The following is a 14,909-nucleotide window of genomic DNA, read 5'->3' on the forward strand; positions in this document are numbered from 1 at the left end:
ATGATCACGGCAGATATCGTGTTCCGGCGCCGCGGCGTCAACCTAGCCATGTGCATGGATTGTGCGCATCCGCCGGGCGATTGCCATCTAGCCGACGAGCTGAATCGAGCCCAGTACCGCCAGCCCTGAGACGAGTCCCAATCTGGACGCCTGGGTCTGCTCGACCTTCAGCGTGCTGCCGTCGGGGATGACAATATCCTCGCCATTGAGACGAATGCTGCAATCGCCGGAAACCGCGTAAACCAGGTGCGTGCCGGCGGACAAGGGCCGCTCGCCGGGTTCCCTGAGTGCCAGCAGCTCGATCTCCGCCGCGCCGCGCCGGGCCATCAGGTTGACGACCTCGACGGGACCCGCCTCGAGCGCGGTCACGACCTCCATCTCGCCGGTGAAGCGCACCGCCGTAAAAGGTTCGCGCTCGTCGAAGTCCTGGCTGGGCGACTTCAGCACCAGCCCGCGCCCACCGACGACCATTTGCAGGCGGTCGATGCCGGGCATGTAGGAGAAGGGCCCGGGCGCCACGATCGGCGTCGAGGCAAAGCGCCAGAGCAGGCTGTCCCAATCCTTCGCCGGCGCGTCGGCGCGATGGGCATCCGCGATATCGGTGAAGATGCCGCCACCGTTCTTCCAGGGCGAGCGGGTGTAGTCTTCGGACTTCAGCAGCGTGGTTTTCATGTCTTGAATTTATCCGGGAAGGCATGTGGCCGAGATCGTCCGCGCATCATGCGCGGGTTGGGCCGGCTTTGCCAACCGGTTTCACCGGCGATGAACTGCCGTCACGCTTTGGCGTCGAGGTTCAGCCTGGTGCTCAGCTCGTTGACGAGCGAATCCACGAACTGGTTCTGATAGGCCGAGATGCCGTTGAAATAGACCGGGCCGCCGGACTGCACCAGCAGGCCGCCGCCGGACATTTCGGCATCCTTGGCACCGCTCTCGGATTGGGTATCGAGCTTGCCCATGGCGTCGTTGAGCTGCGCGGCGGTCTTGTCGTCCATCTCGCCATTGGCCTGAAGCGTGGCGAGCAAGGCCTGGTAGGCACTGCCGAGATCGGCTCCCGTCCCCGTCTCGGCCGTCGCCGAGAAGCTGCCGTTGGTCTTGCCGCTGTAGCTCTTGTAGGTCAGCGTCTCCGTGGTGGTGCCGTCACTGTTGGTTCGATTGTCGAGCAACAGTTCGAACGCGTTGCCATAGGCGCCCGTCGTCAGCATGTTCGGATCGTTCGGATTCCTGTTCTTGCTCGCGCCTGTCTTGTCGGAGCCTGCGGTCCAGTTCGGCGGGACGGTGTAGCTGACGTTGGTCACGACGCGCATTCCTGTGTGCATTCCAAAGCGCGGAGAATGTTCAGCAAGATATGTGCCAGCGACAGCGCCGTTGATTCCTACCGGCTTTCCTTGCCGTAGCGCGTGGAATTCGCACGACGCTGCAAAAATTGCCCGGCAGTTTCATCCCGTCGCGCGATTGTGCGGAGCTTGCGCCTGAGTTCGTACCCCGGATGAAGCGCAACGCAGTGCCGGGGCAACTCGCGCGATGAGGCTGTGCTCCCGGATGACGCTTCGCTTCATCAGGCTGCGCGCCCTCCACTCTTTGTCGGGAGCATTGTTGGCCGTCAGCCTTCATGGCCGCACCAAAAGCCTTGCTGTCGAACTTGCCGATCTTCTCGGTGACGGATTTGACGAGATTTGGGGGGACGGATCGCTTCCCCTTGCCCCCGCCGGCGGCAATTTAGGTCAGAAATCTACCCCTTTTGGGTACCTTGCACGAAGCTTGAAGCGCCGCATAATACAGACACTTATCCAAAGGTAATCCGCTCGCGCTTCGGCCAGGCAATTGCGTAACGCGCTCCTCTCAGTGGGAGAATTGCAATGCCCGTGTTGGACTTGCCGTACTGGTTGATCATTGCAGGCTCCGCGTTGGTATTGGGCGGGCTCATTGGCTTAGGGGTCAGCCGCAACAGGCGGGTTGAGAGCGATCCCATTCTGCTCCCGGGCGATTTGACGGCATGGAAAGCCGAGGGATCAGAGACCTCGGACCTTGCGGCTATCCGGGATTCGCACAACTGACGGCTTGTGCCCGTGGCCCATTCTGCGGAGCAAACTCTGGAGAGAGACATGACCCTGCACTTTACGCGCGTCGAGACTCCGGTGCATGAACTTGAAATCTGGATGGCGTGCAGCGGCGGATTTTCGTTCGTGATCAGTAACGAAAGCCGCACCGGTCCTGGCCTTCACGGAAAGCCCGGCCTGGTTGCCTCATGGCGACCGGTCGAAGAAAACAAGTCCGCGATCAAGCTTGGCGGCTCCCCCTTCAGTACCTTCGCCGAAGCCGAGAAGGCCTGCGAAGCCGTATTGGAAGCACTTGAGCAGATGAGCGAATCGCAAACTCCGACGACGTCCTCGCCGCAATGAAGAGAGACTCTGCTCGCCGGGGCATCGAATTCCGCGCCGCCGGATTGTGCTGGCGTCTTACATTCCGCTCAGGCCGCTATCCACCGCGAGCGACTGTGCGGTGACGTAGACGCTCTCATCCGACAGAAAGAACAGCACGGCATAGGCGATCTCCCAGGCGGTGGCCTGCCGGCCGAAGGGGACGTGGCCCTTGCCGCGGCTGGGGCGGCCGGCGCCGGCTTCGCGGCCGTTGGGGGTGTCGACGAGGCCGGGATAGACGAGATTGGCGCGGATGCCGCGGCGTGATCCGAGATGGGCGATGTTGCGCATCAGGCCGCCGAGCGCGGCTTTCGACGAGTCATACACCGCCATCTGCGATCCCGCTTTCAGCGCGGCGATCGAGGAGATGAAGACGATGGCGCCGCCATTGTCCAATTTCGGCATCGCGGCGCGGCAGCACAGCATGGGACCGCGGACGTTGACGTCGTAGATCCTGTTCCATTCCTCGGGGCTGACGGCATCGAGGCCGGTCTTGCCGAAGGTGCCGATGTTCAGCACCATGCCGTCAAGGCCGCCCATCGCGCGATGCGCCTCCTCGATCATGCGCTGGACGTCAGGCTCCGACGTGACGTCGGCAGTGATGGCAAAACCCTCGCCGCCTTCGTCGGTGATGTGCTTGACGGTCTGCTGTGCGGACGTCCGGTTGAGATCTGCCACCGCGACCTTCGCGCCCTCGCGTGCGCACAAAATGCTCATGGCGCGGCCGTTGCCGATCGGATCGGTGGCAGCGTCGAACACGCGCTGGCCGCCGCCGACGATCAGGATACGACGTCCCTTCAGGCGTCCCCTGCCCGGCGCTTCGCCCAATGACTCCGCGCTTGGTGGACGGACGTAACGCTCCGGTTTGCTATCGATTTCCGCCATCTCAGCCGCCCTACTTCTTGCCGCCGTCATAGACCTTCATGCCGGCCGCGGGATCGAGATCGGTTTCGGTTGCCTCGGTCAGGCGCGCCATCATCATATAGAAGCCGAGCGCGACGATGGCTTCGACGATCTCCTGATCGCTGAAGTGTTTTCGCGCGGCAGCGAAGGTCGCCTCGGGCACGCGAACATTCTCGACCACCTCGCGGCCGAACTTCAGCAACGCGCGCTCAGCATCGCTGAAGCTGGCGGCATCGTAGTCAGCCCGCTCCACCGCATCGATCTGTCCTTGCGTGCAGCTGACCCCGATCGCGATCGGCACGTGCTGGCGCCATTCATAGGCGCCGCCCTCGAGCTGGGCGGCCTGCAAGATCAAAAGCTCGCGGTTGACGGCTGAGAGCTTCTGCTTGTGCAGGATCGAATTGCCGAGCCGCATCGCCGGGATCATGTTGGCCTCGGCATGGGCCATCATGCGGAAGATGTTGAGCTTGACCGGCATGCGGTCGAACGAGGCGCGGATATCGCCGCTCGTCGTCTCCGGATCAATCAGGGGCAGCCTTGCCACGCGTTTCTCCCTTGGGTTTTCGTTTCTTGTTGTCTTCGCCATTGCCTGCCGCGATCAGCGACAGGAAAAAGGCGAGATAGCGGTCGATCGCCTCGATCACCTTCGGCCGCGGCGAAGGTGCCGCGCCCATCACGTAATGCTCGAGGCGGATGTAGATCAGGCCGGCCGCGAACAGCCGCGCGGCCTCGCGCGGATCGGGTGTCGAGACCAGGCCGGCGAGCGCAAAACCGCGAAAGTAATCCGTCATCATGCTCTGCTCGCGCGCATAAAAATGGTCGGCGAATTTGGCGCGGATGCCGGGCACGCGGTTACGTTCGGCGGTGATTACTTTCTGGAATTGGTGCTCGCGCGGGTCGGACCATTGCTCGACGAGATCAAGCGCGAACTGACGGCAGAACGCGGCCGGCTGGCGCGCCAGCTGCTTGTAGCGCGGCTCTTCCAACCGGCTCGCCGAACTGGCGGGGCCGTGCTCGGCCACGATCGCTTCTAGGATCGCGGCCTTGCCGGAGAAATGGTTGTAGAGGCTGCTCTCGCGGATGCCGACGCGGCGCGCAAGCTCGCGCATCGAGGCGCCGCCATAGCCGCTCTGCGCGAACAGATTGAGCGCTTCGCTGAGGATGCGCTCGCGGGTCGTGGGCGCAGCCGCTTCCGCCGCGCTGGAGGTGTGGACAGCCATGTGGCTTGACTAACGAACGAACGTTCGCTAGTCAACCGTACGAACGATCGTTCGTTTCGCCAGTCTGGCGGCAGCGGTCGCGGCCCGCAAGTCCGCTTCGGGCGCTGTTCTCGCGTTTCAACTCCGCTCCAATGAGAGGCGGAGAGCAATTTTGGGGAGACGACCTCATGGCGCGCTTTGCCCGCCTTCGCCTTCGTGCGGCCTGCATCCTGTTGCCGCTGCTCGCAGCCAGTGCCGTTCAGGCCCAAAGCGCGAAATACGATCCCGGCGCCGACGACAAGACCATCAAGATCGGCACCACCGCGCCGCTGAGCGGGCCAGTGTCCGCCTTCGCGCAGATCGCCAAATCGGCGGAGGCCTATTTCCGCAAGGTGAACGACGACGGCGGCGTCAACGGCCGGCGCATCCAGATGATCATCGCCGATGATGCCTACAGCCCGCCCAAGACGGTGGAGCAGACGCGGCGGCTGGTCGAGAGCGAGGAGGTGCTGCTGATCTTCGGCGGCGTCGGCACGCCGACCAACAGCGCCGTGCACAAATATCTCAACGACCGCAAGGTGCCGCAGCTCTTCCTCGGCTCTGGCGCCGCGAAGTGGGACGATCCCAAGAACTTTCCGTGGACCGTTGGCTGGCAGCCGACCTATCGCGACGAGGCGATCACCTACGCGAAGTACATCAAGGCGAGCCACGCCAATGCGAAGATCGGCGTGCTCTACCAGAACGACGACCTCGGCAAGGACTATCTGAAGGCGTTGGAGGAAGGGCTCGGCAGCGGCGAGGCGATCGTTGCGCGCGCGGCTTACGAGACCTCGGCGCCGACGGTCGATACGCAAATCCTGCAGCTCAAGACCGCAGGCGCAGAAATCGTGCTGGTGGCGGCAACGCCAAAATTCGCGGCGCAGGCGATCCGCAAGATCGGCGAGATCGGGTGGAAGCCTGTCACCATCATCTCCAATGTCTCGGCCTCGATCAGCGGCGTGCTGGAGCCGGCCGGCAAGGACAATTCCACCGGCGTCATCTCCAGCCAGTATTTGAAGGACGCGACCGACCCGGCCTCGAGGGACGACGCCGGCTATAAGGAATGGCTGGCGTTCATGGACAAGTACCTGCCGGACGCCAACAAGAGCGACTGGCTCAATGTCTACGGCTACACCATCGCGCAGACGCTGGTGACGGTGCTGAAGGCGTCCGGAAACGACCTCACCCGTGCCAATGTGCTGAAGCAGGCCACGACGCTCAAGGACGTAAAGCTGCCGATGCTGATCAACGGCACCGCGGTGAACAATTCGCCCGAGCACTACACGCCGATGACGAGCCTCCAGCTCATCCGCTTCGACGGCACGCGCTGGGTGCCGTTCGGCGACCTCCTGAAGAACTGAGCCCATGCGGCAGGTCAGGATCGGCAGCATGCGGATCGATCTCGTCAGCGAGATCCCTTCGCTTGCCTTCGAAAAGACCTGGCTGTTCGCCAACGTCACCGACGCGGTGATCGCGGAGAACCGGAGCTGGCTCGATCATCGCTATATCGAGCCGGAGACCGGTCGCTTCATCCTCAGCCACCACTCCTATCTGGTGCGCACGCCGCGCTGGACCGCCATCGTCGACACCTGCTGCGGCAACCACAAGCCGCGGCCGCGCGTGCCGATGTGGGACAACCTCAACCGACCTTATCTCGACAACATGCAGGCGCTGGGCGTTGCCCCTGAAGAGGTCGACTTCGTGATGTGCACGCATCTGCATGTCGACCACGTCGGCTGGAACACGCGCCTCGTGGACGGCCGCTGGGTGCCGACCTTCCCCAACGCGCGTTATCTGATGGGACGCGAGGAGTACCGCCACTTCGAGGCCGCGCACAATGCCGCGCCGAAACGCCCGGTCAACCACGGCTCTTTCGAGGACTCCGTGCTGCCGGTCGTCGCAGCCGGCCTCGCCGAGCTGGTCGAGACCGATCATCGCGTGTTCAACGATCGCGACGCAGGCTTACGCTTCGCGCCGGCACCGGGCCATACCGCCGGCAACATGCAGATCCACCTCAATGGCGGCCACGATCACGCGGTGATGTCCGGCGACGTCATCCACCATCCCATCCAGTGCGCGGCGCCGTGGCTGTCGAACGCCGCCGACGTCGATCCGGCCGCCGCGGTCGCAACACGGATGGCGCTGCTGGAAGAACTTGCGGACACGCCGAGCTATCTGCTCACCGGCCATTTTCCGGCGCCGACTGCGGGCCACGTGATCCGGCATGGCGAGGCCTACAGATTTCGTTTCGAGGATTAGGGGGAACTATCATGAAGCTGCGCACTGTCACCCTGTCATTGCTCGCATTGCTGTCGGCGGCACTGCCGGCACACGCCGAGGATCCTGCCACCTACCCCACCCACAAGATCAAAATGCTTCTGCCCTATGCGGCCGGCGGCGGCGGCGACGTGATCGGCCGCTTGCTCGCCGACAAGATGGGCAAAACGCTTGGACAGAGCGTCTATATCGAGAACCACACGGGTGCTGCCGGCACACTCGGCACGCAGATGGTCGCGGCGTCGCCGAACGACGGCTACACCATCACCGTCGGCGGCATGACCACGCATGTGCTGGCGCCGGCGATCTATCCAAAACTGCCCTACGATTCGATCAAGGATTTTACGACGATCGGACGCATCGGGACGTCCTCGATCATGCTGGTGGCGACCAGGGATTTTCCCGCCAATGACATCAAGGGCCTGATCGCGCTTTCCAAGAAGGGCGAGCCGATCCAGTACGGAAGCTGGGGCGTCGGCTCGACCGGACAATTCTGCGCGGAAATCCTGATGCAGCAGACCGGCATCAAGATGGATCACGTGCCGTTCAACGGCATCGCCAAACTCGCGGGCGACCTGCTTGGCGGCCACATCTCGCTTGCAACGCTGGACATGGCAACCGCAACGCCACTGGTGAAGGACGGCTCTATCAAGGCGCTGGCCGCCTGCGGCGAGCGCTCGCCGAGCCTGCCTGACGTCGCAACCTACAAGGAACAGGGCGTGCCGTTCGACCGCAGCCTGTCCTGGGCGATGTATGGTCCCGCCGGCCTCGCTCCCCCGATCGCACAGAAATTGTCGGCGGCGTTGAAGGACGCGCTGGGCGATGCCGAGGTGAAGGAGAAGCTTTTGGGGCTCGGCATCACGCCGCAATACGTGCCGGGCGACGAGCAGCGCGACATCAACGCCCGCGACATCGCAGCCTGGAAGCAGGTTGCCAGGGACGCAGGCATCGAGGTCAAGTGACGATCGCAAGCGATCAGAAGGGAGCGCGGGCATGAGCCGCATTTTCGGCGCGGTGCGCCAGAACGGATACGTCGTGCGGGACATCCACGCCGCGATCAAGCACTGGATCGAGGTGATGGGCGTCGGCCCCTGGTACTACATGGACCGCGTCAAGACCGACTGGTTCCGCCATCGCGGCCAGGACTCCGCGGTCGAGATGAGCATTGCGCTGGCCAATTCCGGCGATCTCCAGATCGAGCTGATCCAGCAGCGCAACGATGCGCCCTCGCTGTACAAGGAATTCCTCGACGCCGGCCACGAGGGCCTCCAGCACATGTCCTACTGGAGCCACGACTATCAGGCGCTCTACGACAAGGCACTCGGGCTCGGCTACAGGATAGGCCATGAAGGCCAGATCGGCGGAGACAAGGGACGCTTTGCCTATTTCGACACGCAGGCCCATCCAGGAACCATCATCGAAATCTCCGACATCAGCGGCACCAAGGGGCCGTTCTTCGAGAAGGTCCAGCAGGCGGCGATGACCTGGGACGGGACGCGGCCGATCCGCGAAGTCGGCGGAGCGAAACCTTAAAATCCGACCGCCGGATTGCGACCGGAAGAGGCCGCAGATGCGGTACGACTGCGATGCATGGTAGCATGAACCTCGTGTCCGAACCTTCAGCGAGGCAAGCATGTCCAACACTGACAAGGTTTTCGCCGGCTCGATTCCGAAAATCTACGACGAGTATCTCGTCCCGCTGATCTTTGCCCACTACGCCGCCGACATCGCGAAGCGTATCGCGGCTCTTTCCCCGTCGACGATACTGGAAACCGCGGCAGGTACCGGCGCCGTTACGCGGGCCGTGACCGCGGCGCTGCCTCCCGGCATCCGTTACGTCGCAACCGATCTCAACGAGCCGATGCTCGAGATCGCGGCGCAGCGCCAGGGTGAGGACCCGCGCATGACATGGCGTCAGGCGGATGCCACCGCCCTGCCCTTTGACGAAGCCGCGTTCGACGCGGTCTGCTGCCAGTTCGGCGTCATGTTCTTTCCCGACCGCGTCAAAGGCTACGCCGAGGCAAAGCGGGTGTTGCGGCCGGAAGGCACGTTCGTATTCAACGTCTGGGACCGCATCGAGGAAAACGTGTTCGCCGATGACGCCACCGCGGCGCTCGGAAAAATGTTTCCCGATGATCCGCCCCGTTTCATGGTGCGGACGCCGCATGGCTATCACGACAAGGCCATTATCAGAGCCGACCTGGAACAAGCGGGCTTCCGCCACATCTCGATCGAAACGCTTGCTGCGGTGAGCCGCGCGCCGTCGGCCGAGTATGTTGCGATCGCGCTCTGCCAGGGCACGCCGCTGCGCAGCGAGATCGAGGCCAGGGATGCCAGCAAGCTTCAGGCTGCGACCGACCTCGTCGCCGAGGCGCTCCGATCGCGCCATGGGTCCGGAGCGGTCGAAGGCAAGATTCAGGCGATCGTGATCGAGGCGCGGCCGTAGGTGCGGACCCTCAGCGCAGGTTTGCGCGAAGCTCGCGCACGCCGCGTCCGAGCCGTTCCCGCAAGAGCGTCCGGAGCGTCGCGCCGTCCTCATAGCCGACCTCGGCGGCGATCGCATCGACGTCGAGACCGCTGCCATGCAGCAGCGACTGCGCGCGCTCGACTCGCAGATCCTGAAAGTAGGAGAGCGGAGACTTACCCAGCACCGACTCGCACCGGCGCTGCAAGGTGCGTGCGCTCGTCGCGAGCGCACTGGCGGCCTCCTGCAGCGAAAACCCTTGCTTGAGATGTTCGCGCGCCCAGTGCTCGAAACGCTGGATGAGCGGATCGGCCTGCGCGAGGTGATTGGGAATGATGAAGGGCGCCTGCAGGGAGCGCAGGTCGGCGAGCAGATAGCGCGACACGACGGCCGCGAGCTCGGGGCTCGCCTGGCGTATGAACCACAGCGCAAGATCGAGATGCCCCATCGCAGCGCCCGCCGTGACGACGCGGTCTGACGTCACCAGCATGCGTGTCTCATCGAGACGAACATTGGGGTAGCGTTGGCGAAACAAGGGTGACAGCCACCACGTGGTGGTCGCGTCTCGTCTATCGAGCAGCCCCGCCTCCGCCAGCACGAAGGTACCGATGCAGGACGCGGCGATGCGCGCGCCCTCGGCGTACCAGGACTGGAGCTGTTTCACTGCCTCTCTGACATCGCGCCGGTCGAGCGCCGGAATCAGCTGTTCCGGCCGGCTCGTATTCAACGCCGGCACGATGACCCAGTCCGGCTTCAGATCGGATGTTACCGATTTGACGGGGATCGCAAAGCCCTGCCCGGATCGGACCTTCTTCCGCACGCCGACAATTGAGACATCGAAATGGGGCGCTCCGCCCGTTTGAGCGGCCGCGAAATTGTTGGCGATCGTGAACGCATCGAGCGTCACGGTCAGCCCGGTGTCCCAAAATCCCTCTAGGGCGAGCAATTGAATGCGCATGGCGGAAACGCTCTCAAAGTTGTCGTTTACGACAATACCGTTCGGACGGAAGCAAGCCTAGCTTGCGATGCAACGGCAACCGGAACAAAGGCCTTCATCGCGATCGATAGATAAGGGCAATCATCTGAACCAACAACGCTATTCCAGATGTTCGCTCGAGGAATCGATGGCGTGAACGCATCTAAAAATGGCGCTTCTGCCAACATTGCAGGAGGTCCTTGATCCGATGCCGTCCACTGACAAGCAGCAATTCAAAGGAGCCCACATGAAAGTCATCGCCATCGGTAACATCGGCAAGGCACCGACACCCGAGCAGCGGCAGCAGATCATGCCGAGGGAAGTGCCGGCCACGCTCAAGCTGTATCTCGACGGGAAGATCGAGCAGTTCTGGTTTCGCCAGGACAAGCCAGGCGTGGTCTTCCTGATGAACGTCGAATCCCTCGAACAGGCCAAGGCGACCGTGGAAGCACTGCCGCTCGTCACCGACGGCTTCGCCACTTACGAGCTGATGCAAGTCGGTCCGCTCGCGCCGCTGGGCATGCTCATCCAGGGCAAGTGACCGCGCGTCGGACCGACACGCGACGCTTCCACCAACCTTCCGAACCGGCCCGCATCGCCGCCGTTCCACGGCGGCGATGCAACGTGCGGCAATCGCTGCCGGCGAAGCATGACTAAATGAAGAGCGTAAACCTCGGAACATGGAGGATTTCAAATGAAGCTTACACTCGCTGCCGGTCTCCTGGCATTCGCCCTGTGCCTGACCTCCGCCGTCCCCGGACGCGCGCAGTCACCCACGCCACCGACACCGACCACCCGAATTCTCGCGATCGGCACCGTAAACCCCGGCGCCGATGTCGCCGCTGCGCGCGCCATCCTGCCGATGGAAGTGCGCGAGACGGTGAAGCTCTATCTCGATGGCAAAATCGACCAGTGGTACTCGCTGCAAAATCGTGTCGGCGTCGCGTTCATCCTGAACGTCACGGATATCGCGGCCGCTCATGACATGCTCGAAAAGCTGCCCCTGGGGCAGGCTCATCTCATGAGCTTCGAGCTGATCCCGCTTGGCCCGCTCAATCCGCTTCGGCAGTTGCAGGGCATGTCGACGGGTCCACAGTAGACAGCCGGTATGCCCGTCGTCGGCGCCGCTGCGGTCGCCGACGACAGATATCTTCAGCTCAGGCGATGACGCGGCCCAGCGCGGCGCGCCGTCCTACCAGAAGCCCCGCTGCATCGGCTGCGCCGGCTGATAATACTGATACTGGCCGCGGCGGCGCGGATTGACGGGCTGCGGGTTCGGCTGCTGCTGGAAGAAGAAGCCGAAGCCGTTGCCGCCATTGCCCCAGCTGTCATCGCTTGCCATTTCCATCGGCGGCGGCGCGGTCGGCTTGCGGGTGATGAAGCCGCCCTGCGGATGATTGCTCAGCACCGCGACGAACTCGGTGCGGTAATTGGTCTCGGCGCTCAGCGGCTCGTCCGAAATCACGATCGACGAACGCGGCAATGCCGTCGGCCCGATGCGATCCCAGACGTCCTGCGGAATGGTGATGCGATCGAGCGCGTCCTTGGCGTCGTCGCCGTTCTCGATCGTGACCACGCTCCAGCGCAGGCCGGTATCGGCCTTCGCCATCGCGGTGAAGATATGCGTGCCGAGCGGCTGGTCGGGATTGCGGATGGTGACGGGCACCTCGATGCTGGTGTCGAACACCTCGCCGCCGCCGTCCGGCGCCGGCTTGTGCGTGTTCCGCCGCACGTAGAGCTTCTGCGTCGCGCGGCTGATGTAAACGGACACCGGCTCAAGCGCGAGCTTGGCGTCGGTCGCAGCCGTCACCGCATCGGCCTTCCTGGTTGCCGCGACCTTTGCCGCCTCCTTGGTGGCGGCAACGGCGTCGCGCTTCGGCTGCGCGGCGGCCTTGGCGGCCTCGAGCGCCGACGCAGCGTCGGCGGCCTTGGTCGCAACCTTCTGCTTCAGCTCCTCGGCCTGCGCCCGCGCCTGATCGGTCTTGGCAGCCGCGATCTTCTTGTCGGCGAAGGCGAGCTCGGCGTCGGCCTTGGACTTCTGCTGTTCCAGCTTGCGCAGCGACGCGGGAAGCGACGCGGCCTCCTTCGCGGCCGCGGCCGCAGCCTTCTTGGCCTCGGCGGCAGCCTGGATCGCCTCCTCGGCTTCAGCGGAGAGCTTGTCGGCCCGGTTCGGCACGGCCGCGATGGCCTCGCGCTTCGGCACGAACAGCGAGGGATGAGTGAAATCGATCGGGGCCGCGTCGTTCGGCGAGATGATCACGCGCATGCCGATGTTGGTCTTGTCGAACAGGCCCTCGGCGAAGTTGAAGGGCATGCGCACGCAGCCGTGCGAAGCGGCATAGCCGGGCAGCGGCCCGCCATGCAGCGCGATGCCGTTCCAGGTGATGCGCTGCATGTTGGGCATCCAGGCATCGTCATACATGGTCGAACGGTGGTCCTTGTCCTTCTCGACGATGGCGAAGACGCCGGCCGGCGTCTCTCGCCCGGTGGTGCCGGTGGACACCGGCGCGCGCAGAATCCAGCCGTCGGAATCGTAGAAAGTGACCTGCTGGCTCTTGATCGACACGATCGCCATGATCGGCTCGCCGGCCTCGCGCGGCGCCACCGCCTCGGCCGGCTGGCGGGCCTGCTTGGCCGCCTCGGCGCTTCCGCTCAGCGCCGTCAGGGCAACGGCCGTTGCGAGCGCAACAAGTCCGGGGGGCCGCCAACGCCGCATCGCCGTGGTGGATTGCGCCGTCGTCATCAGGTCTTTCATGCCATTCCCCGGTCCAGTACCAGTCCGCGCCTTACGTCGATCACATCAGATTGCGATCTTTGAATTAAGAATTCGCAGCCACCTTGCGTTCCGTATCCGGCAATATTCGGACCTATCAGGCGGCAAATCTCTCATATACGAGGGCTCGCGCGGGCGGAAGGTGGGCTGGGGCCGGAGCTGGCCCGGGGCTGGTCACGAATCGCTGCGGCACAATGTCCGGTTAGTGGGTACGGCGCCCGATCAGCCGGGTCATTGCAGCGCCGAACAGGCCGAACAGCGCATACACCATGAGCGGCAGAGCGTGCGCGGCAGCCTGCCCGACCGGTTCGTGCTCCACGATTAGCAGGACCGCGAACACGGTAAGGCTCAGGAGGACGCAGATGAGGGCGGCAGCAAGGCCCAGCCTGCGCAGAACGAAGGCAAAGTCGCTGGTGGTCATGACCGCATCCGGGGCGAAGATGAACAGGCCTACGCTAGACCCGCCCGCGACAGCAGGATGTGACCGTCATCACAGAGATGCGGTTCCCGAACGCCGCGGCTCAAGACGCGACCCCGACCGCCTTGCTGTCGACCGCGGCCTGGATTTCCGCATCGCTCAGGCCCGCCTCGCGCAACACCTCGCGCGAATGCTCGCCGAGGCGCGGCGCCATGCGATGGATGCCGGCCGGGCTTTCCGAGAATTTCGTCGCGGGCCGCGCCTGCCGGATCCGGCCTTCGGTCGGATGATCGATATCCGCAAACAGTGCGACGGCGGCGAGATGCGGCTGCTCGCCGATCTCGGTGAGCCGGGCGAAGGCGGTGTGCGGCACGTCCAGCCGCAGCAATAGCTCCTCCCATTCCGCCGTGGTGCGGGTCGGCCCGATCTCGCTCATGCGGTCATAGACCTTGTCGATGTTCTGGGAACGAAGCACGGGATCGCGCACCCCGAGCTCCTCGATCAGCTCGGGGCGGCCGACAGCCTCGAAGAACGCGCACCAATTGTCTCCGGAGTAAGGCAGCATCGTCAGCCAGCCATCCTTGGTCTGCACCGGGCGCCGGTTCTTCATCCGCTTGTAGCCGGTCGGGCCGATCGGCGGATCGAACGCGTGCCCGCCCAGCATCTCGATACTGTTGAAGCCGGCGATGGTTTCCAGCATGGGGACTTCGACCATCTGGCCCTGCCCGCTGCGCTCGCGCCGGAACAAGGCCGCGGACACCGCGCCGACCATCGCCATCGCGCAGATCTTGTCGCCGATCAGGCTCGGAACGAATTCCGGCTCCTCGTCCGATCCGATCGATGACGCAAGGCCTGAAGCCGCCTGGATGATCTCGTCGAATGCGGGGCGCGCCGCCCACGGCCCGTCCTGGCCGAAGCCGGTCGCCGCGGCATAGATCAGCCGCGGATTGAGCTTTGCGCAGGCCGCGTAACCGAAGCCGAGCCGCGCCATCGCCGCGGGTCGCACATTGGTGACGAGCGCATCGACCGTCGGGATCAGTTTTGCCAGCGCCGCCTTGCCGTCCGGATGCTTCAGGTCGAGCGCGAGGCTGCGCTTGTTGCGGTTGACGGCCATGAACTGGCCGCTCATGCCGCGGTTCCGGAACACGCCGGTGTAGCGCCAGGTGTCGCCCGCGGGCGGCTCGACCTTGATGACATCGGCGCCCCAGTCGCCGAGCATCTGCGCGGCGTAGGGGCCGAACAGCACGCTCGTCAGATCGAGAACGCGGATACCGCTGAGGGGGCCGGTCGGTGTCATCGTCGTTTCACTGTCGTTGGAGGAAGCAATTGTGGGACAAGACCGGGGGGGGGGGGGGCCCCCCCCCCCCCCCAAAAAGGGATAAAAAAAAAAAGAAAAAAAACCACCAAACCCCCACAAAAATATATTTTATAGAGCCCAAAAAA

17 protein-coding genes are annotated in these 14,909 nt (G+C 64.0%); 8 read left to right on the forward strand and 9 right to left on the reverse strand.

Features of this window, described 5'->3' with window-relative positions; all coding sequences use genetic code 11:
* Window positions 1-87: 87 nt before the first annotated feature.
* Together AC0L3X_RS12570 and AC0L3X_RS12575 are read right to left on the reverse strand one after the other, a co-directional pair.
* Window positions 88-672: a HutD/Ves family protein gene (locus AC0L3X_RS12570; RefSeq protein WP_063985338.1), complete on the reverse strand. Its 585-nt coding sequence runs from the start codon at window positions 670-672 to the stop codon at window positions 88-90.
* Window positions 673-773: 101 nt separating this feature from the next.
* On the reverse strand, window positions 774-1,304 hold the full coding sequence (locus AC0L3X_RS12575) for a hypothetical protein (protein ID WP_063985339.1): 531 nt from the start codon (window positions 1,302-1,304) through the stop codon (window positions 774-776).
* 798 nt (window positions 1,305-2,102) lie between these two features.
* Here AC0L3X_RS12575 and AC0L3X_RS12580 point away from each other — a divergent pair.
* Entirely contained in the window at window positions 2,103-2,399 is a 297-nt protein-coding gene (locus AC0L3X_RS12580; RefSeq protein WP_028153826.1) for a hypothetical protein, read from the forward strand.
* Between the two features lie 57 nt (window positions 2,400-2,456).
* On the opposite strand, the gene AC0L3X_RS12585 is transcribed toward AC0L3X_RS12580, so the two are convergent.
* The 3 genes from AC0L3X_RS12585 to AC0L3X_RS12595 are packed head-to-tail and all read right to left on the reverse strand — an operon-like array spanning window position 2,457 to window position 4,540.
* Window positions 2,457-3,302: an SDR family NAD(P)-dependent oxidoreductase gene (locus tag AC0L3X_RS12585; RefSeq protein ID WP_063985341.1), complete on the reverse strand. Its 846-nt coding sequence runs from the start codon at window positions 3,300-3,302 to the stop codon at window positions 2,457-2,459.
* Between the two features lie 10 nt (window positions 3,303-3,312).
* Window positions 3,313-3,864 carry a carboxymuconolactone decarboxylase family protein gene (locus AC0L3X_RS12590; RefSeq protein WP_063985342.1) on the reverse strand — a complete coding sequence of 184 codons (552 nt, stop codon included), beginning with the start codon at window positions 3,862-3,864 and terminating at the stop codon, window positions 3,313-3,315.
* Window positions 3,842-4,540 carry a TetR/AcrR family transcriptional regulator gene (locus AC0L3X_RS12595; RefSeq protein ID WP_063985343.1) on the reverse strand — a complete coding sequence of 233 codons (699 nt, stop codon included), beginning with the start codon at window positions 4,538-4,540 and terminating at the stop codon, window positions 3,842-3,844. The genes AC0L3X_RS12590 and AC0L3X_RS12595 overlap by 23 nt, the downstream gene beginning before the upstream one ends.
* Window positions 4,541-4,707: 167 nt before the next feature.
* Between AC0L3X_RS12595 and AC0L3X_RS12600 the strand changes: the two genes are divergently transcribed.
* From AC0L3X_RS12600 to AC0L3X_RS12620, 5 genes are all read left to right on the forward strand, one after another.
* Window positions 4,708-5,919, forward strand: a complete 1,212-nt coding sequence (locus AC0L3X_RS12600) for an ABC transporter substrate-binding protein (RefSeq protein WP_063985344.1) — start codon at window positions 4,708-4,710, stop codon at window positions 5,917-5,919.
* A gap of 4 nt (window positions 5,920-5,923) precedes the next feature.
* Complete coding sequence (locus tag AC0L3X_RS12605) at window positions 5,924-6,817, forward strand: MBL fold metallo-hydrolase (protein ID WP_063985345.1); 894 nt, start codon at window positions 5,924-5,926, stop codon at window positions 6,815-6,817.
* An 11-nt stretch (window positions 6,818-6,828) separates the two neighbouring features.
* On the forward strand, window positions 6,829-7,797 hold the full coding sequence (locus AC0L3X_RS12610; protein WP_063985346.1) for a Bug family tripartite tricarboxylate transporter substrate binding protein: 969 nt from the start codon (window positions 6,829-6,831) through the stop codon (window positions 7,795-7,797).
* 31 nt (window positions 7,798-7,828) lie between these two features.
* Window positions 7,829-8,368 carry a VOC family protein gene (locus tag AC0L3X_RS12615; protein WP_063985347.1) on the forward strand — a complete coding sequence of 180 codons (540 nt, stop codon included), beginning with the start codon at window positions 7,829-7,831 and terminating at the stop codon, window positions 8,366-8,368.
* Between the two features lie 100 nt (window positions 8,369-8,468).
* On the forward strand, window positions 8,469-9,281 hold the full coding sequence (locus AC0L3X_RS12620) for a class I SAM-dependent methyltransferase (protein WP_063985348.1): 813 nt from the start codon (window positions 8,469-8,471) through the stop codon (window positions 9,279-9,281).
* A 10-nt stretch (window positions 9,282-9,291) separates the two neighbouring features.
* On the opposite strand, the gene AC0L3X_RS12625 is transcribed toward AC0L3X_RS12620, so the two are convergent.
* Window positions 9,292-10,257, reverse strand: coding sequence for a GlxA family transcriptional regulator (locus AC0L3X_RS12625; RefSeq protein WP_063985349.1), 966 nt, complete (start codon window positions 10,255-10,257; stop codon window positions 9,292-9,294).
* A gap of 187 nt (window positions 10,258-10,444) precedes the next feature.
* Between AC0L3X_RS12625 and AC0L3X_RS12630 the strand changes: the two genes are divergently transcribed.
* The gene (locus tag AC0L3X_RS12630) at window positions 10,445-10,816 is read left to right on the forward strand and encodes a hypothetical protein (RefSeq protein WP_354132299.1); all 372 of its coding nucleotides are present in this window, start codon (window positions 10,445-10,447) and stop codon (window positions 10,814-10,816) included.
* A 153-nt stretch (window positions 10,817-10,969) separates the two neighbouring features.
* Complete coding sequence (locus tag AC0L3X_RS12635) at window positions 10,970-11,374, forward strand: hypothetical protein (protein ID WP_063985350.1); 405 nt, start codon at window positions 10,970-10,972, stop codon at window positions 11,372-11,374.
* Window positions 11,375-11,467: 93 nt separating this feature from the next.
* Here the strand turns inward: AC0L3X_RS12635 and AC0L3X_RS12640 are convergent, their stop codons facing one another.
* The 3 genes from AC0L3X_RS12640 to AC0L3X_RS12650 all read right to left on the reverse strand — a co-directional run bounded on the left by AC0L3X_RS12640 (window position 11,468) and on the right by AC0L3X_RS12650 (window position 14,763).
* Window positions 11,468-13,030, reverse strand: a complete 1,563-nt coding sequence (locus tag AC0L3X_RS12640) for a L,D-transpeptidase (protein WP_063985351.1) — start codon at window positions 13,028-13,030, stop codon at window positions 11,468-11,470.
* A 220-nt stretch (window positions 13,031-13,250) separates the two neighbouring features.
* Window positions 13,251-13,469 (reverse strand): hypothetical protein, encoded by a 219-nt coding sequence (locus tag AC0L3X_RS12645; protein ID WP_063985352.1) that lies wholly within the window; start codon window positions 13,467-13,469, stop codon window positions 13,251-13,253.
* Between the two features lie 100 nt (window positions 13,470-13,569).
* A complete protein-coding gene (locus AC0L3X_RS12650) occupies window positions 13,570-14,763 on the reverse strand; it encodes a CaiB/BaiF CoA transferase family protein (protein ID WP_063985353.1) in 1,194 nt (397 codons plus the stop codon).
* Window positions 14,764-14,909: the final 146 nt, after the last annotated feature.

This window comes from Bradyrhizobium sp. MI1.7 (genome assembly GCF_055811795.1).